Annotated in this window: 15 protein-coding genes; 2 read left to right on the top strand and 13 right to left on the bottom strand. The window is 45.9% G+C overall.

Features of this window, described 5'->3' with window-relative positions; all coding sequences use genetic code 11:
* Positions 1 to 170: 170 nt before the first annotated feature.
* The 4 genes from KTG12_RS20155 to KTG12_RS20170 form a co-directional block, all read right to left on the bottom strand.
* Entirely contained in the window at positions 171 to 1,256 is a 1,086-nt protein-coding gene (locus KTG12_RS20155) for an LptF/LptG family permease (protein ID WP_122116619.1), read from the bottom strand.
* 12 nt (positions 1,257 to 1,268) lie between these two features.
* Entirely contained in the window at positions 1,269 to 2,399 is a 1,131-nt protein-coding gene (gene tgt, locus KTG12_RS20160; RefSeq protein WP_005638710.1) for a tRNA guanosine(34) transglycosylase Tgt, read from the bottom strand.
* Between the two features lie 73 nt (positions 2,400 to 2,472).
* The gene (locus KTG12_RS20165; protein ID WP_138273477.1) at positions 2,473 to 4,062 is read right to left on the bottom strand and encodes a 4Fe-4S binding protein; all 1,590 of its coding nucleotides are present in this window, start codon (positions 4,060 to 4,062) and stop codon (positions 2,473 to 2,475) included.
* Positions 4,062 to 4,994: a DUF362 domain-containing protein gene (locus KTG12_RS20170; RefSeq protein ID WP_005638707.1), complete on the bottom strand. Its 933-nt coding sequence runs from the start codon at positions 4,992 to 4,994 to the stop codon at positions 4,062 to 4,064. The genes KTG12_RS20165 and KTG12_RS20170 overlap by 1 nt, the downstream gene beginning before the upstream one ends.
* A gap of 98 nt (positions 4,995 to 5,092) precedes the next feature.
* On the opposite strand from KTG12_RS20170, the gene KTG12_RS20175 reads away from it, so the two are divergent.
* Positions 5,093 to 5,887 (top strand): hypothetical protein, encoded by a 795-nt coding sequence (locus tag KTG12_RS20175; protein WP_138273479.1) that lies wholly within the window; start codon positions 5,093 to 5,095, stop codon positions 5,885 to 5,887.
* Between the two features lie 299 nt (positions 5,888 to 6,186).
* Here KTG12_RS20175 and KTG12_RS20180 read toward each other — a convergent pair whose 3' ends face one another.
* The 9 genes from KTG12_RS20180 to KTG12_RS20220 all read right to left on the bottom strand — a co-directional run bounded on the left by KTG12_RS20180 (position 6,187) and on the right by KTG12_RS20220 (position 16,237).
* On the bottom strand, positions 6,187 to 7,362 hold the full coding sequence (locus tag KTG12_RS20180; RefSeq protein ID WP_005638703.1) for a phosphoribosylaminoimidazolecarboxamide formyltransferase: 1,176 nt from the start codon (positions 7,360 to 7,362) through the stop codon (positions 6,187 to 6,189).
* A gap of 20 nt (positions 7,363 to 7,382) precedes the next feature.
* Positions 7,383 to 7,874, bottom strand: coding sequence for an NUDIX domain-containing protein (locus KTG12_RS20185; RefSeq protein ID WP_022321313.1), 492 nt, complete (start codon positions 7,872 to 7,874; stop codon positions 7,383 to 7,385).
* A gap of 115 nt (positions 7,875 to 7,989) precedes the next feature.
* Positions 7,990 to 10,068 carry a DNA topoisomerase 3 gene (locus tag KTG12_RS20190; protein WP_122204733.1) on the bottom strand — a complete coding sequence of 693 codons (2,079 nt, stop codon included), beginning with the start codon at positions 10,066 to 10,068 and terminating at the stop codon, positions 7,990 to 7,992.
* 131 nt (positions 10,069 to 10,199) lie between these two features.
* Positions 10,200 to 10,748 carry a DUF4833 domain-containing protein gene (locus KTG12_RS20195; RefSeq protein WP_046451950.1) on the bottom strand — a complete coding sequence of 183 codons (549 nt, stop codon included), beginning with the start codon at positions 10,746 to 10,748 and terminating at the stop codon, positions 10,200 to 10,202.
* 127 nt (positions 10,749 to 10,875) lie between these two features.
* On the bottom strand, positions 10,876 to 11,649 hold the full coding sequence (locus tag KTG12_RS20200) for a prephenate dehydrogenase/arogenate dehydrogenase family protein (RefSeq protein WP_005638691.1): 774 nt from the start codon (positions 11,647 to 11,649) through the stop codon (positions 10,876 to 10,878).
* 110 nt (positions 11,650 to 11,759) lie between these two features.
* Complete coding sequence (locus KTG12_RS20205; RefSeq protein WP_005638688.1) at positions 11,760 to 12,830, bottom strand: bifunctional 3-deoxy-7-phosphoheptulonate synthase/chorismate mutase type II; 1,071 nt, start codon at positions 12,828 to 12,830, stop codon at positions 11,760 to 11,762.
* An 87-nt stretch (positions 12,831 to 12,917) separates the two neighbouring features.
* A complete protein-coding gene (locus KTG12_RS20210) occupies positions 12,918 to 14,105 on the bottom strand; it encodes a pyridoxal phosphate-dependent aminotransferase (RefSeq protein ID WP_005638687.1) in 1,188 nt (395 codons plus the stop codon).
* Positions 14,080 to 14,925, bottom strand: a complete 846-nt coding sequence (locus tag KTG12_RS20215) for a prephenate dehydratase (protein ID WP_005638685.1) — start codon at positions 14,923 to 14,925, stop codon at positions 14,080 to 14,082. The genes KTG12_RS20210 and KTG12_RS20215 overlap by 26 nt, the downstream gene beginning before the upstream one ends.
* Positions 14,926 to 15,310: 385 nt before the next feature.
* Positions 15,311 to 16,237, bottom strand: a complete 927-nt coding sequence (locus KTG12_RS20220) for a hydrogen peroxide-inducible genes activator (protein WP_005638680.1) — start codon at positions 16,235 to 16,237, stop codon at positions 15,311 to 15,313.
* Positions 16,238 to 16,590: 353 nt separating this feature from the next.
* Between KTG12_RS20220 and KTG12_RS20225 the strand changes: the two genes are divergently transcribed.
* On the top strand, positions 16,591 to 17,079 hold the full coding sequence (locus KTG12_RS20225; protein ID WP_005638674.1) for a Dps family protein: 489 nt from the start codon (positions 16,591 to 16,593) through the stop codon (positions 17,077 to 17,079).
* Positions 17,080 to 17,204 lie beyond the last annotated feature (125 nt).

Raw genomic sequence — 17,204 nt, forward strand, 5'->3', positions numbered from 1 at the left:
TAAGAAATTTACTCCCCCATAAATGGCAAAGGTAGCATCGCGGAGACGATTACATGGTTATGACAGATGAATGATAGTATAAAACGGCAACTGTCATGTCGTAACACACTGTTTTAAAACAATATACGGACGATTATGATAGTATGATGGTTGGTTTTGCAAAACATTTCTTATCTCGGTGCCTTCCGGTACAAATAAATCGCGATAAACGTATACAATATATTCGGAATCCAGGCGGCCATAGCAGGGCTGAGGTTGCCGTTGATGGCGAAGGTCGATGTGACGGTGGTGAAGAGGATGTAGGAGAAACTCAAGGCCAGTCCGATGCCGATGTTTAACCCCATGCCTCCTTTGATCTTGCGGGAAGAGAGCGAGGCTCCGATGGAGGTCAGGATGAAGGCGGCCATGATGGCGGCAAAACGTTTGTGGTATTCGATCTGGAACGTCTGGATATTGCCGATCCCTCTTTTCTTCTGGCGGTCGATATACGTGGACAGTTCGGAAGAAGTCATCGTCTCGCAGTCATTGACAGAGATCAGGAAGTCCGAAGGGACGATTGTCAATGTGGTGTCCATGCGGCTCCCTTCGGTGATATGTTCGCGCATCCCGTCGAAGTCGCGGATCATGTAGTCGATCAGCGTCCAATTGTATAGCGAATCGTATTTGATGGAGTTTGCCGTGAGGCGTGAAATCATCTTCTTGTTCTCGAAGTGCTCCAAAGAGAAACGGTATCCCATCCCGGAACGCGCGTCGTAGCGGTCGAAATAGGCGATTACGCCCGGCTCGATCTCCAATTGGGCGGAACGGACATAGTCTACCTTCTTATTCTTGATATATTTGTTTTGGAAGTCGATACGCGTGGCGTTGGCAGGCGGAATGATATAAGCGTTCAGCACAAACGTACTGAGTGCAATGATCCCTGCCGAAATCGCGTAAGGCAACATCAGACGCCGGAAACTCATCCCGCTCGCCAACATTGCGATCACTTCTGAATTGTCTGCTAACTTTGAGGTGAAGAAGATAACGGCAATGAAAGTAAACAACGGACTGAACAGATTCGCGAAATACGGGATGAAGTTCATGTAATAGTCGAAGACAATCGCTTTCAACGGTACGTCCGGACTCAGGAACTTGTCGATCTTCTCATTTATATCGAAGACGACCGAGATAGCGATAATCAGGGCAATCGCAAAGATATAAGTACCTAAGAATTGCTTGATGATATACCAGTCTATCCGTTTCAGTTTGAATTTCATGTGACAGTTTGCTTATAACCGGTTTGATAATTGACGGACCATTTCACTTTTCCAGGTCGTGAAATCGCCGGCAATAATATGTTTGCGTGCCTCTTTTACGAGCCACAGGTAAAACGCGAGGTTATGAATTGATGCCAGTTGAAGTCCTAACATCTCATTCACTTTGATCAAATGGTGTAGATACGCCTTGCTGTAGCGCGTGTCGATAGCCGAATGAGCATCCGGATCGATAGGAGAGAAGTCGTTCTCCCATTTCTTATTACGCATATTGATCGTGCCGAAGCGGGTAAATATCTGTCCGTTACGTCCGTTGCGCGTCGGCATGATGCAGTCGAACATATCGATACCCCGTTCAATCCCCTCTAAAATATTGATCGGTGTGCCGACTCCCATTAGGTAACGAGGCTTGTCTTTCGGCAGGATCTCGTTGACTACTTCGATCATCTCGTACATCTTCTCTGTTGGTTCGCCTACTGCCAGGCCACCGATCGCATTGCCGTCAGCGCCCTTTTCCGCTACATTCTCGGCTGCCTTTCGGCGCAGTTCCGGATAAACACAACCTTGTACAATTGGGAAAAGACTTTGCTGGTAACCGTATTTCGGCTCTGTAGAGTTGAAACGTTCGAAACAACGGTCCAGCCAACGTTCCGTCAGACCGAGGGACTTTTTCGCGTATTCATAATCGGCATCGCCCGGACAACATTCATCGAAAGCCATAATGATATCCGCCCCGATGATCCGCTGGATATCCATAACCTTTTCCGGGGTAAACAGATGCTTGGAGCCGTCGATATGTGAGCGGAACATGGCGCCTTCCTCATGCAACTTGCGGTTTTCGGAAAGAGAAAAAACCTGGAAACCACCGCTATCTGTCAGGATTGGCCGGTTCCATGTGTTGAATTTGTGCAATCCGCCTGCCTGTTCCAATATTTCCAATCCGGGACGGAGATATAAATGGTATGTGTTTCCTAAAATGATTTGTGCGTTGATATCTTCTTCCAACTCGGTCATGTGGACGCCTTTAACTGTGCCTTGTGTGCCGACCGGCATAAAAATAGGCGTTTCAATTACTCCATGATCAGTGGTAATCAGACCCGCCCTTGCATTTGATTTTGTGTCGTTATGTTGTAATTCGAATTTCATGGCTGCAAAGATAAAGAAAAGGCCTTACTTTCACAAATAAGGCCTCATAATATAGTCGGTTATATATCGTTAATCAGAAACCGAAATCGTCTACCTCAATTTCTTTGATTTCCTCTTCTTTAGGCTTTTCGACGAATTTGTGCTCAACGTTCGATTTGACGATGATGGCACGCATTGGGCGTACCGGACAGATCGATTCGCATCCGCCGCATCCGATACAAAGGTCAGGGTTGATCTGCGGGATTGTCAGTGTTCCTTTGTAAGGAACCATGTGTACGGCCTGGGTCGGGCAATGTTCTGCACAGGCACCGCAGTCTTTCTCTTCCGTATTAACAACACAACGGCCTTTGAAGAAAGTGGCAATGCCGACCTGTGTCGTTGTCTTCTCTTCGATAGTCAGAGGTTTGATCGCACCGGTAGGGCATACGTCGGAACAGACTGTGCACTCGTAGTTGCAATAACTGCTGATATAGGCCAGACGTGGTTTCAACATATAATCCAAACCGTATTCCAATCCTGTCGGGCGCAAGACCTGGCTCGGACAGCGGACGACACATATCTGGCATCCTGTACATTTGTCTTTGAAACGTTCCAGGCTGATAGAACCCGGAGGCGTGAGGGGAGGCCACTTCTTTCTGCCTTTTCTGTTCATTTTTCCTTTTCCTCCTTCGGCAATCGCAGATGCGATCGGCAGCGAGGCGGCAATGGTTGCACTTGTGGCCAGAAATGTACGGCGGCTGTTGGCGACTGTCAGTTGGCTGGAATATAATTCCTTTACAGCTTGGGTATCGACTGTCTCCTCCTGTTTCATACCCGGAAATTGTAGACGATACTGCAAGCCGCCTTTGGCACAGGAAGAAACACAATTGAAACAATCTACGCAACGGGATGTATCGATCGTCAGGTTTTTGCTGTCGATCGCTTCCGCCTTGCAGGTATGTTCGCAATTCCCGCAATGCGTACAGGCTTCCTTATCGAAAGTTATACGGAAGAACGAGTAGCGCGAGAAAAGACTCAACAAAGCTCCGACAGGGCAGATCGTATTACAGAACAATCGTCCGCGGAAAACAGTCATGACGATGAAAACAAGCAATGCGATGGTTGCTGCGATCAGACCGGAAACCGTCACGGTACTGATTGTCACATGGAACAACGAGTAGTTGTCCACTTTCATCAGCAGGTCGGCGAGTATGTTATTCCCCCACATCACGATCGGACGGAACAGACTTGCCGCAATACGTCCGAAGTTGCTGTACGGGTCTAAGAGCAGGCACAATTCGCTAAGACCGAAAACAGCCATGACTGCCGTAATTACCAGCAGTACGTAGCGTAGCCGGTTCATCGGCTTGTGGTAAGTAAAACGACGGCTTCCTTTCTTCTTTTTCTTACCGATGCAAAATAGACGGTTGATGATATCCTGGAATACGCCTGCCGGACATATCGTGGAACAATAAATACGTCCGAATGCCAGTGCCAGCAAGAATTGGAACACGATCAGACCGACCATTCCTCCCAACAAGGCCGGCATCAGTTGCAGATGCAGCAAACGATGTACACTATCCGGTAAAACTCCTGAAAAGTCTACGAAAAACAAAAGTATGGGTACAAAAAAGAGGATTGCGAGCAAAACCCTCAATCCCTTTAGATAATTCCGTTTCTTCATCAGATCTTAATACGTTTGATGTTTATTTTTTTCAGATCGGTAGAACCTAATTTAAGAGCTTCCCCTTTGCTCAAATGTCCAACGGCAGCCATATCCAATTTCTTTACCTGGTTGAACAGAGCGAGGGCGGCCGTATCGACGGCGACGATATTCGGAGAAACAATCATCGATTTCAACGTAGCCACGTCAGCTGCACTTTTTCCTTGCGGACCGTTCTGATGCATCATGCGGTAGGCATCCACGATGTTCAGAACCGGTTTCTTCTTCCAGGTACAGATATCGGCGATACATTGCTGCAAGTCGTTCTGGTGGAAGAAGCGGCGGTCCCAGACGATCCCCATCATATTCTTCATTGCGCATGACAGCTTGGCTCCTCCGTGGTTCTTCAGGATGGGAACATTGATCCAGGCGTCCGCTTCGATCAGTGACTCGTGTATCTTGGCTTTTTTCAGTGTCACGCCGTCGGGAATGTCTACTTCTTTGAAATATTTTTCGTCGTTGCCTGGCATGATGATACCACCTGCTTCTTTTACGGCGGCGGCGATGCCGCTTGTCTCATAACATTTCTGCCAGTTGTCGCACGTGTGGTCGAATACCGTTACCTTTTCGGCTCCAGCTTCGAAACATTTCTTTACGAGGGCCTTTATCAATTCAGGATTGGTATTACCGGCCAGTTCCGGTGTACGGTCCCAGCCGATATTGGGCTTAATAACGACTTTCTGCCCTTTTTTGATATATTTGCCGATGCCGCCAAGCGCTTCTAAGGCTTTGTCGAGCATGACTGCCGGTTCACCGCCCATTACTGCTACCAGATCGGGTGCTTGCTCTACCGCTACTGTATTCGAGGAGAGAGCAGCCTGTAATCCTTCAAAGTTCAGAGATAAGGCTACACCTGCTACAACACTGGTCTTAAGGAAATCACGACGTTTCATTTTGTTTTATTGGTTTTATGTAGTTTATAAAAGTTTTAACAAAGGTAGATAATCTCTAATATAAATTGTATATTTGACGTCCAAAAAAATCATAAAAGATGGATTTATATTCCTATGTTTCAATAGAATCCTTTGTTCGCGGATGCAAGGAGTCGAAGACGCCGGGAACATTCACCTTGCATGTTCCTAATTTGTTGTATGCCAAGTCGGACGAAGTAATCGGATACGGTTTGTCCCTGCTTCGCCGTTCGATCGTGTTGCATGAAGAGCAAAAAGGCATCGGGCCGGAGCTTAGTAAACAAAATATTCCTTTTTTCCGGGAGAACCGCCGGATGCTTATCGGACCGGAGGTGGAGATGTACGCTCTTTCCCTTTACCAGAATTTGGAAATCCCTTCCAGTGTGAAGGAAAAGGATACTTCCTGTTTGCGGCTGACTTTCGATTACGAGGCACTAGGTGAGTATAGTTTGTCGGAGGAAAAATACTTGCTCCGTTGCAAATATAATGAGGAGGAGAATCTGAACGTGTTTGTTTCGCAGATGAAGTGGGAGTATGACAAATTTTTTTACGATGAAGAGCATACCGGGTTCAAGCGGGATTCACGTTTCTTCTCGATGCTTTGTAATGCCTGTCTGGAAGTTCGGGAACCTCGTTGGGTTTCCGAACAAGAATGGCGGCTTGTGCAATTTTGTGATCCGGTAGAAGCTGAGTATGATTTTATAGGAGCTAACTTGGTCCCTTATGTGGATTATGCGATCCCGTTCGGATGTCTCCGCCGGATTGCCTTGGTGAACTTGTCGGAGAATAGTTTAACATATAGCGCTCTGGCGGGATTCCTCCAGAGCATAGGGTTAGCTCCCGACCGTTATTTGGAAGGGATGTTGGAGGAGTAATTTTATAAGGATGAGTAGTTTTTTACCGGAAGCTGCTTAAATACCCTCTTGAGGTTCAAGCGTAGGGCAGAATACGTGTTATTCCATAAAATCTTTGGTTCTTCGTCAATTTAGAGGTTTCTATTTATTGTATTTTGCTATTCATTGGTTTATTCAATTGCATGTAGAAGTATATCATTCTCTATTGATTTCATTCAAACTTCTTTATTTGTTGAACTTTGGTTGTCAAGTGTTACCTCTTAATTGACGAAGAACCAAATGTGAAAAACACTAATGTTTTAAAAACAAGAATTCCCTTGTTAATGGTGAAACAACCGTACACCTGTGAATGCCATTGCGATGCCGTATTTGTCACACGTGTCGATCACATGATCGTCACGGACGGAACCGCCTGCCTGTGCGATATAATCTACGCCGCTTTTGTGTGCTCGTTCGATATTGTCACCGAAGGGGAAAAAGGCGTCGGAGCCCAATGAAACGCCTTTAAGTGTGTCCAGCCAGGCACGTTTTTCTTCGCGTGTCAGGATTTCCGGTTTTTCAGTGAAAAACCGTTGCCAGATACCGTCGGCCAAAACATCTTCGTGGTCGTCGCTGATGTAGACGTCGATCGTGTTGTCTCGGTCTGCACGACGGATTTTCTCGATCCAAGGCAGATTCATTACTTTCGGATGCTGGCGTAAGTACCAGATATCTGCCTTGTTGCCCGCCAGACGGGTACAGTGGATACGGCTTTGCTGGCCGGCACCGATACCGATGGCCTGTCCGTCCTTAACGTAGCAGACTGAGTTGCTCTGCGTATATTTCAGTGTGATAAGGGCGATGATCAGGTCGCGTTTCGCTTCGTCTGGGAAATTTTTGTTCAGGGTCGGGATGTTGGTCAGCAGGTTTTCGTCTAATTTGATCTCGTTACGTCCCTGTTCGAATGTGATGCCGAAAACATCTTTGTGTTCGATAGGAGCGGGGCAGTAGTCTGGATCGATTTTGATGATATTATAAGTGCCTTTCCGTTTATTTTTCAAGATTTCAAGCGCTTCCAACGTATAGTCGGGAGCAATGACGCCATCGGAAACTTCGCGGTTGATGAGGCGTGCAGTCGCTTCGTCGCATATGTCGCTGAGTGCGATGAAGTCGCCGTAGGACGACATACGGTCGGCACCGCGGGCGCGAGCATAGGCGGTTGCAAGCGGAGTGAGCGGAAGATCGTCCACAAAATAGATTTTCTTCAACGTATCGTTCATCTCGATACCCACGGCGGCCCCTGCCGGACTTACGTGCTTGAAGGAAGCGGCGGCGGGCAGTCCAGTTGCTTCTTTCAGTTCTTTTACTAATTGCCAGCTGTTGAAAGCATCCAGGAAGTTGATATATCCGGGACGTCCGTTCAAGACTTCTATGGGCAACTCCCCTTGCTGCATGAAAATGCGCGATGGCTTCTGGTTGGGGTTACAGCCGTACTTGAGTTCTAATTCTTTTGCCATTGTTTTAGTGTTTTTGTAGTTTACATGAATAACCGTTTATATTCCCTTTCGAAGTTGGGTGTGAAAATTCCTTTTCCCATATTTTCGAGGATTTCGGAAGGAGACCAGAAACGTCCACCGTCCAGTTCGGAAGGGTCAGGGATGATCGGACCGTCGTAAATGGTACGGTAGGTGTTGACTAACTCTTTTTCTATAGCCGATTCGAATACATAACGGGTGATGAATTGCGGGATAAAATCTGTTATCCCTAATTCTTCCCGTACTTCCCGGTGAAGGGCATCTTCGACCGTCTCTCCGTAGTCAATATGTCCCCCTACTGCTGTATCCCATTTACCGGGTTGGATATCTTTGTTTATCGAACGCTTTTGTAGGTAGAGGTCACCTGCTTTATTGAAAATATGTAGGTGCACTACCGGATGTAACATTTTCGATCCGTTATGGCACTCCTTACGGGTAGCTTTTCCTATTGTCTCTCCCTTTTCATTAACCAAAGGGAACCATTCTTCTTTCATTGATTTTAGATTAATTATTAAATCCCATTTTGTTTTAAAATACTTTGTAGTTCTTTATTAATTATGTTTTCACGTTCTGATTTATCGTAAAGAAAGTGTAAACCAATTTGTCGGTTTAATCCTTTCCGATTCCACTGATCACCTTCACTAATTCCTCATCTGACAATCCTTCACCATAGGTGGCGTAATCCATGCGGAAAGTACAACCATCTTTATATTCGGAACAGCCGTAAGCCGTTTTTCCACGCAGGATGCTACCTTTCTTACAGATCGGGCATACTGGCTTTACGGGAACGGTTGTTGATTCCGGTTGACCGGCAGTCTTTTCCTTCTTGGCACGCGGTTTGCGCGTTTTTTTCCCTTTCGGCTCCTTTTCGGCTTGGGGCTTCTCCGGAGCAGCCTGCTCGATTGTGATGGTGCGTCCGGTCTGGTCGGAGAGGACGTTGATCACTACTTGATGGACCATCAGCTTAAGCTCTTCCAAAAAAGTACGGGCTTCGTAGGTGCCCCGTTCGATTTGTCGTAGTTTCTTTTCCCAAAGACCGGTCAGTTCGGCGCTTTTCAGCAGCTCTTCCTGTATCGTGTCGATGAGTTCCACACCGGTAGCTGTAGGAAACAGGTTCTTGCGTTCCTTGCGGATATAATTGCGTTTGAATAAAGTCTCGATGATGGCGGCGCGGGTGGAAGGACGGCCTATACCGTTTTCCTTCAATGCGTCTCTCAATTCGTCATTGTCCACAAGTTTACCGGCTGTTTCCATGGCGCGGAGCAATGTCGCTTCGGTGTAGGGTTTGGGCGGCTGTGTCCATTTTTCGCCTAATGTCGGTTTGTGGGGGCCACTTTCTCCTTTTACGAAATCCGGCAGTACGCCTTCTTCATCTGACGGTTCGGCGTCCGAGTCTTTCTGCTCTGCTCCGAACACAACGCGCCATCCCGGTTTCAGTATCTGTTTGCCTGTTACCTTGAAATCTACTTTGTCGACTTTACCCAATACCGTAGTAGTCGAGATTTCGCAGTCTGGGTAAAAAGCTGCGATGAAACGGCGGACCACCAGGTCGTACACCTTCCGTTCGTTGTCCGTTAGGTTGCGTGCTGGTACACCGGTCGGGATGATGGCATGGTGATCCGTCACCTTCGAATTGTCGAATACACGTTTGTCTTTCCGTATTTTCGCCTTCAGCAGCGAGGCTGTCAGGTCGATATAGTCAACCAGGCCGTTAAGTGTGTTGGGAACTTTAGGATAGATATCGTCACTTAGGAAAGTGGTGTCGACACGCGGGTAGGTTGTCACTTTCTTTTCGTATAGCGACTGGATCAGCTTCAATGTATCGTCAGCCGTGAAAGCAAATTTCTTATTACATTCCACCTGCAACGAAGTCAGGTCGAAAAGGCGGGGAGCATATTCCTTCCCTTTCTTTTCTGATATGTCGGTGACGGTGAATTCTTTTTGCCGGACTATTTCCAGGAAAGCTTCCCCTTCCTCTTTCTTCGTGAATTTGCCTTTGGTAACCGAGAAAGTAGTGTTTCGGTAAACTGTTTTCAGTTCCCAATAAGGTTCCGGCTTAAAGTTGTCTATTTCGGCTTGTCGGTTTACGATGAGTGCAAGGGTAGGTGTCTGTACTCGTCCGATGGAAAGCACTTGCCGATTTTGTCCGTAGCGGAGCGTATAAAGGCGCGTTGCGTTCATTCCTAACAGCCAGTCACCGATGGCGCGGGAAAGACCGGCTTCGTATAACTTGGTGAAGTCGGACTGTTCTTTCAAATGTTGAAAACCTTCGCGGATCGCTTCTTCTGTCAACGAAGATATCCATAGGCGGTAGACCGGGCATTTACAGCCAGCCTTTTGCATCACCCAACGCTGGATCAGTTCTCCTTCCTGGCCGGCATCTCCGCAGTTGATAACCATTTCGGCATTCTGCATCAGTTCTTCGATTGTTTTGAATTGCTGTTCGTATGTCGGATTGCTGATCAGCTTGATCCCGAATCGAGGCGGGATCATTGGGAGGGAAGCTAGACTCCATCGTTTCCAGTTCTCTGAATAATCATTGGGCTCTTTGAGAGTGCACAGATGTCCGAAAGTCCAGGTTACCTGATACCCGTTTCCTTCAATATACCCGTTCATCTTTTTGGTTGCCCCGAGAACTTCTGCAATTTCGCGTGCTACACTGGGCTTTTCAGCTATACATACCTTCATCCGTAAAACACTCTTTTTTGAAATACAAGGACAAAAATACGCTTTTCAAGCGGTTTTTACATTTTTTAGTTGCAAAATAGTTGCAAAAAAGTTCAAAGACCTGTGTAGTTGATAGCAACCGTATTTCTTTTTTATTTGCTGACCTTTTCCGTAACAGGGACGCCAGTATCGGTTGTTATGCCTTGCAGTTCCACGTATTCCACATTTAGCGGATTGTTGGGGCTGGCCTTGACATACAAAGATTGTAGGATAGCCTGCCGGTTGTCTATCTTGACATGGCAGACGAAGTGATCTCCCTCCCTACAGATCGTCAGTTTCTTTTCCGGATAAGCCGTTAGGGTAATCGTGCAAGTATGTTCTGCTATTGAAACCACTTTGTAACCGTAGGCCATCTTTTTTTGTATGAAACTTAGTCCGTTAGTTTTTCCCGGTTCCATTTCTCGGTTCAGCCAGTAAACTTTTATGGGTTCTTTGGTGTCTAGTTTGCCATTGGTTTGGTTGGCATCATAACAGACGAGGTTGCGGTTCAAGCTACGTGCAATGTGGAAAAGACGGTCCGGTGTCGGATATGTGGAGTTTGGGTCGGTATCTCGGCTGTGTGCATAAGCGTGAATGGAAATGCTCCATAACAGGGAATATAGCAATGATAGTCTTGCCATAAAGTGGATGATGTTGTTCATGATCGTTTGTTTTATGGTATGAAGTCATTAAATAAGTTGTTCCACAAGTGTGAGCTGGACGACTCACAGCTGTGGAACGATTTGTTGTTACCAGATTGTATCTTGGAAAGCGGTGTATTGAACTGTATTATTCGATATTCTTCCTGATCTTGGTCAGGTATTCTTTCATTCTTTCCGAATCTTTGTTTTTGATAATTTCCTGCAAGATATCCAGTTCCTCTTGGATGCGTGCGATCTGATGAGGTGTGCGCGGGTTGAAAAGGATTTCCGTCAATAGATAGTCGTCTTCGGAAAGCAGGCCTCTGGCTATCTTCATGTGACGTTTGAAAGTTGTACCCGGAGCATCCTGGTGTTTCATCGTGGCAGCGAATACCATTGTGGATGCAAACGGAATACCGAGCGAATAAGCCACGACTTTGTCATGTTCTTCGAAAGTATATTCGCAGATATGTAGGCGCAGGCTGGAATAGATATCTTTGAAGAATATTTTTCCCAGATGATCCCCTTCGGAGATAATGATCGTATTTTCTTTCTCCAGTTGTCCCAAATTGGCGAATGTCGGACCAAACATCGGGTGGGTAGAAACATACGGGAAGCCACATGTTTCGTAAAATTCTTTCAGGTGTGTCTTGACCGATGCGATATCCGAGATGATACAGTATGGCTGCAGGTAAGGCATGACACTCTTGAATGCTTCGATCGTATAGCTTAGTGTCACGCAATTGATGACTAATTCGGGTTTGAATTCGGCAACTTCTTCCGGCTTCTGTAGGCGAAGGGCGTTGTATATGAAACGCATCCGTTTCGGATCGCTCTCAAGTACGGCTACTTCATGTTCAAAACTAAGTAAATCGGTGAAGAAAGATCCCATCTTCCCTGCACCCAATATCAATATTTTCATTATCAGTAATTGTTTAATGTATTAATGTGTCCATAATAATGTGCCAATGTACCAATTAAAGAGAATGTCCCATTGGCAAATTGGCATATTAGCTCATTGGCACATTATTATTATTGTTCATTCATGATGATCATCTGCTGGCGGACGGATTCTTCATGGATTTCTTTCAAGATTTCTTTTACAAAGTCCGTACTCAAATCCATCTGCTCACCCATATTGGAACGCTTTTCCAGAATTTCGCTGTAGCGCGGTGATTGCAGGATTGGCATATTGTGCTCTTTTTTGTACACGCCGATCTCGCGGGAGATACGCATACGTTTAGCCAGCAGTTCCAGTAGTTGTTCGTCGATACCGTCGATCTGGCGGCGGAGTTCAGCCAAGTTTTCCGTTGTCTGGTTGGAGTCGCGGATAACCAATAAATTCAGAACGTAATCCAATACATCCGGTGTGATCTGCTGTGAAGCGTCGCTCCAAGCGCAATCGGGGTTGCAATGCGATTCGATGATCAAACCATCGAAACTCAAGTCCATAGCCTGCTGGCAGAGAGGAGCGATCAGTTCGCGTTTGCCTCCGATATGGCTCGGATCACAGAAAATAGGCAGGTTCGGCATGCGGCGACGAAGTTCGATGGGGATATGCCAGAGCGGGAGGTTGCGGTACATCTTCTTATCATAAGAGCTGAAACCGCGATGGATGGCTCCCAGACGACGGATACCGGCACCATAGAGACGCTGGAAAGCTCCGATCCACAGTTCCAAATCCGGATTGACCGGGTTCTTGATCAAGACAGGAACATCTACTCCTTTCAGTGCATCGGCGATCTCCTGTACGGCGAACGGATTAACCGTTGTACGGGCTCCGATCCACAACACGTCGATCCCTGCTTTCAATGCTTCGAAAACATGGTCTTTCGTTGCCACTTCGGTAGCCACATACATACCTGTTTCCTTTTTTACCCGTTTCAACCATTGCAAGCCTTCTGCACCAATTCCTTCGAATCCACCCGGTTTGGTACGAGGTTTCCAGATTCCTGCGCGGAACAACTTGATGCCTTTGTCTGCGATTCCTCTGGCCGTTTCCATTACTTGCTCTTCTGTCTCAGCGCTACACGGACCGGCGATTACAATAGGACGTTGCGGGTCTATACCGGGTAACATGATTGATTCTAATTCCATTTCCATGACTGTATGATGATTTGTAATTTATGATTTATAGTTTATGATTTATGATTTGAGAATATGATTGGATGGTGATACATAAATCATAAACTATAAATCATAAATCTTTTTTATTCTCTTCAAAGCTTCTTCCAATGTCTCGTTTTTACAGCAGAGCGAGATACGGATGTAACGTTCGCCCAGGTTGCCAAAGATAAATCCCGGCGTTAGAAATACGTTGGCTTCGTACAGGACTCTGTCGGCTATTGCTTCGCTGCCTTCTGCTCCGGCTGGGATTTTCCCCCAAAGGAACATACCTACCTGCTTTTCGTCGTATTCGCATCCCAACGTGTGCATGATCTGTCCGGCGAGATCACGGCGACTGCGGTATACACGGTTCATATTGTCATACCATTCCTTCGGTGCGCTCAATGCTTCGACGGCCGCATATTGCATCGGCTTGAACTGTCCGGAATCGATATTGCTTTTTACTTTCAGGACCCACTGTACGAATTGGGCATTGGAAGCGAGCATTGCCATACGCCAGCCTGGCATATTGTGCGCTTTACTCATGGAGTTCATTTCTATACAGATGTCTTTGGCTCCCGGTACGGCCAGGATGCTTAGCGGATGTTCGTTCAGAATGAAACTATACGGGTTGTCGTTGCAAATGATGATTCCGTGCTTCTTTCCGAAAGCGACCAGTTTTTCGTACAGTTCCATGCTGGCATTAGCTCCTGTCGGCATATTGGGGTAGTTGGTCCACATCAGTTTGACGTTCGAGAGATCCATTTTTTCCAGTTCTTCGAAGTCCGGTTGCCAGCCTAATTCTTCTTTCAGTTTGTAAGGGATCAGATTGGCTTCAACCAGTTTGCTAACCGAACTATAGGTCGGATAGCCGGGGTTGGGAACCAGCACGCCATCGCCCGGATTCAAGAATGCCAGCGATATGTGCAGGATTCCCTCTTTGGAACCGATCAGCGGTTGGATCTCTGTTTTCGGATCAAGATCCACGTCATACCATTTCTTATACCAATCGGCGAATCCTTTACGCAGTTCAGGAATACCTACATACGGCTGATAACCATGTTCGTTCGGCTTACGAGCATGTTCACACAATGTCTCGATTGTCTGTTCCGAAGGGGGAAGATCGGGACTGCCAATGCCGAGGTTGATCACATTTTTACCAGCGGCGTTCATTTCGGCTACTTCTTTCAGTTTCCTGGAAAAGTAGTATTCCTGTACGCTACCTACGCGATTAGCGGGGGTAATGTTATACACTTTGTTTTCCTTCTGCATATTCACCTAATATTTTTAAGTCTTTTGTCAATGGTCTGATAGCATCCAATGCCTGTTTGTAACGCAGGTAGTCCGTAAATGTCAGATTGATATAGAACAGATATTCCCATTCGCGGCCGATGATTGGCAAGGATTGTATTTTAGAAAGATTCATGTCGTAGAAGGAAAGGACGGAGAGAACTTTGGAGAGGCTGCCGGCTGTGTGGGGGAGAGCGAAAACGACCGACGCTTTGTTTTTGTCTTCACCTTTGAGCATCTCGTCTGCCGTCCATCGGTCGGCTATTGCCAAAAAGCGGGTGAAGTTTCGTTTGTTTGTCTCGATCCCTTCGGCAAGGACTTCCATGTTGTAGATCTGGGCGGCCAGTTTCCCACAGATGGCGGCGTGTCCCTTCAGTTGGTTTTCCGAAATCCACCGGGCGCTCATGGCGGTATCTTCCTTCTCGACCACTTTTGCGTTAGGTAGCGTATCGAGGAAATCGGTACATTGCATTAGGGCGATCGGGTGAGAGTTGACTTCTTTGACATCGTGGATATTGGTCCCTGGAAGTGCAACCAACGAGTGGGATATGCGCAGTTTGTATTCGCCGATAACTTGCAAACCGCTTTCGCGGATCAACTCATGGTTCTGCAACAAGCTGCCTGCAATCGTATTTTCGATCGCCATCATTCCCAGAATGGAAGGATCTTTCTTGATGGTCGAAATAACATCTCTGAATGTGTTGCAACCGATAATTTCAATCTCTTCACCTTCGAAATAATTACGGGCGGCTATATCGTGATACGAACCGGCTATTCCCTGGATTGCTACTTTCTTTTTCATCTTCTCTTTATCTATTATTTTTCAATTCTCAATTTTCAATAACAAAAAAGTCCCACCGAAACCGGCAGGACTTCATATTTTGTTATTGATATATACATTCATTCATCAATGCTTTACATACAAACTCCTGCCTTCACTCTGCTAAAGTAAAAGTAATAAAAGTAATATGTAAAGCTAAATCGATTCATTTTGTCTCTTTGTTTTTAAATACGCAGCAAAAGTAACGCTTTTTTGGAAACTACAAGCATAAAGTGATATTTTTTTTCATCGCATCCGAAATATTTATTTCGTCAGGGGTGTTTTTTAGCCAGATAGACATGAATCGATCATGTGTTTAAATTGCCGGCTTTCCAAATTTTGCTGTCCTATGAAAGACAATTCCGTTTCAGACCACTCGCAACCCCGCTTGCAGCGTACGCATTTCTTTTGGAACAGATTTTCGGATGCTTTCGATCAGAATACCGGCGACCGAATGCCGGATAAAATCTTTGCGGGTTACCCAGACGATTTCACGTGCCGGTTTGGGGATGGCAAACGGGCGTACCAGTTCTTTTTGCTGTTCGCTTAACTGATAGGTAGCCAGTTCCGGAATAAAAGTGACGCCGTTGCCGCTTTCAACCATACGCATAAAAGTCTCCAGACTTCCCAGACGGTAGGCTGCCTGACGGAGTTTGACCTTTTCCATTTGGCAAAAACGCATCAGCTGATCGCGGAAACAATGTCCTTCATCCAGCAACCAAAGACGTTCGTCGCTGATATCGGCGGAGCGGACCATCTCTTTCTTGAACACGCTTTCGTTACGGGCTACGTAAGCATAAAACTGTTCGTAGTATAGGATGTCTCCCTGTAGCTGCACCTCCGTTGGTTGGTTCGCGATGATGGCAGCATCTATTTCGCCGTTAAGGAGGGCTTTCGTTGTAGGAGCCGTTTGCATTTCCAGAATGCGGATATCCAGATCAGGATGCTTTTCCGATACTTGCTGGAAAAAGCGGGGAAGCAGATAAGGAGCAATCGTCGGTAACACGGCGAGGCGGAACGTTCCTTTCAAAGATTGCTCTTCTTCGTTTACGATATCTTTAATCAGAGAAGTTTGGTAGAGGACTACACGTGCCTGATCGATCACCTTACGGCCGGCAGGAGTAGGGCAGACCGGCTGGATATTGCGGTCGAAAAGTTTCACGCCCAGTTCATCTTCCAGTTTCTGGATCATCATGCTTAATGTCGGTTGAGTTACGCGGCAATGTTCTGCAGCTTTGGCAAAATGGCGGTATGTGTCTACAGCCAGGATGTATTCGAGTTGTTGTATATTCATAATATTCTTTGTTTGTTGTTACGGACTCTGTATTGATAATTTTTACGAAGATAGGAAAAAATCATGAAATGCAATGCGAAACATATATGATTCGATTTCAAAACATATATGTTTCGTGTTCAAAGCATATATGTTTTGAAAGCAAGAGCAGGCAGGTATGGAATATTTGTGTAAAAGTATCATTCCGACGAATGCTGTGTCTTCGGTATCGGACTGGTAATCCGTTCTGCCGGAAGTGTGATAGAGTATATCTATTTGTGTATAAAAATTATCTGTTTGACAGGTACTTATATCTGATGTATCTTTGCAGTACAAGAAAAACGAAAAGTATAACAATTAAAAAGTAAAGTATTATGAAGACATTAGATTATATCCATTTGGATGCAGTTGCTGCAGGTAAAGTAGTTGAAGCATTACAACAGTTATTAGCCGATTATCAGGTATTCTATACAAACCTTCGCGGTTTCCATTGGAACATTAAGGGACACGGTTTCTTTGTTCTCCACAGCAAGTTCGAAGATATGTATAACGATGCCGCTGAAAAGGTAGATGAACTGGCTGAGCGTATCCTGATGTTAGGTGGTGTTCCGGTTAACAAATTCAGTGAATATCTGAAAGTTGCCAAAGTAAAGGAGGTGTCGGGCGTATCTTGTGCAGACGAAGCGTTGGAAAACGTTCTGGACACTTACGGCCAGTTTATTGCCGAAGAACGTAAATTACTTTCTTTGGCTTCCGAATCCGGAGACGAGGCGACAGTAGCATTGATGAGCGATTACCTGAAGGAACAGGAAAAATTGGTTTGGATGTTAGTGGCTTACTCTTCTTGCGACTGTAAGAAATAATAAGAGTGTAAGTAATTAATAATTTATTCGTTGCGTTTGGAAAGAAGGTGTGTCAAAATTCTCACCTTCTTTTTTTATGCCCAAAGCCCCGACTTTCACAAGCTGGGGCTTTGTTATAACCTGAA

The sequence above is a fragment of the Parabacteroides sp. MSK.9.14 genome (genome assembly GCF_019041495.1).
Classification (GTDB): Bacteria; Bacteroidota; Bacteroidia; order Bacteroidales; family Tannerellaceae; genus Parabacteroides; species Parabacteroides merdae.

Bases quoted from the DNA above. Each gene is read 5' to 3' on its own strand.
- KTG12_RS20155 (WP_122116619.1), bottom strand. From the start codon at position 1,256: ATGAAATTCAAACTGAAACGGATAGACTGGTATATCATCAAGCAATTC.
- tgt (WP_005638710.1), bottom strand. From the start codon at position 2,399: ATGAAATTCGAATTACAACATAACGACACAAAATCAAATGCAAGGGCG.
- KTG12_RS20165 (WP_138273477.1), bottom strand. From the start codon at position 4,062: ATGAAGAAACGGAATTATCTAAAGGGATTGAGGGTTTTGCTCGCAATC.
- KTG12_RS20170 (WP_005638707.1), bottom strand. From the start codon at position 4,994: ATGAAACGTCGTGATTTCCTTAAGACCAGTGTTGTAGCAGGTGTAGCC.
- KTG12_RS20175 (WP_138273479.1), top strand. From the start codon at position 5,093: ATGGATTTATATTCCTATGTTTCAATAGAATCCTTTGTTCGCGGATGC.
- KTG12_RS20180 (WP_005638703.1), bottom strand. From the start codon at position 7,362: ATGGCAAAAGAATTAGAACTCAAGTACGGCTGTAACCCCAACCAGAAG.
- KTG12_RS20185 (WP_022321313.1), bottom strand. From the start codon at position 7,874: ATGAAAGAAGAATGGTTCCCTTTGGTTAATGAAAAGGGAGAGACAATA.
- KTG12_RS20190 (WP_122204733.1), bottom strand. From the start codon at position 10,068: ATGAAGGTATGTATAGCTGAAAAGCCCAGTGTAGCACGCGAAATTGCA.
- KTG12_RS20195 (WP_046451950.1), bottom strand. From the start codon at position 10,748: ATGAACAACATCATCCACTTTATGGCAAGACTATCATTGCTATATTCC.
- KTG12_RS20200 (WP_005638691.1), bottom strand. From the start codon at position 11,649: ATGAAAATATTGATATTGGGTGCAGGGAAGATGGGATCTTTCTTCACC.
- KTG12_RS20205 (WP_005638688.1), bottom strand. From the start codon at position 12,830: ATGGAAATGGAATTAGAATCAATCATGTTACCCGGTATAGACCCGCAA.
- KTG12_RS20210 (WP_005638687.1), bottom strand. From the start codon at position 14,105: ATGCAGAAGGAAAACAAAGTGTATAACATTACCCCCGCTAATCGCGTA.
- KTG12_RS20215 (WP_005638685.1), bottom strand. From the start codon at position 14,925: ATGAAAAAGAAAGTAGCAATCCAGGGAATAGCCGGTTCGTATCACGAT.
- KTG12_RS20220 (WP_005638680.1), bottom strand. From the start codon at position 16,237: ATGAATATACAACAACTCGAATACATCCTGGCTGTAGACACATACCGC.
- KTG12_RS20225 (WP_005638674.1), top strand. From the start codon at position 16,591: ATGAAGACATTAGATTATATCCATTTGGATGCAGTTGCTGCAGGTAAA.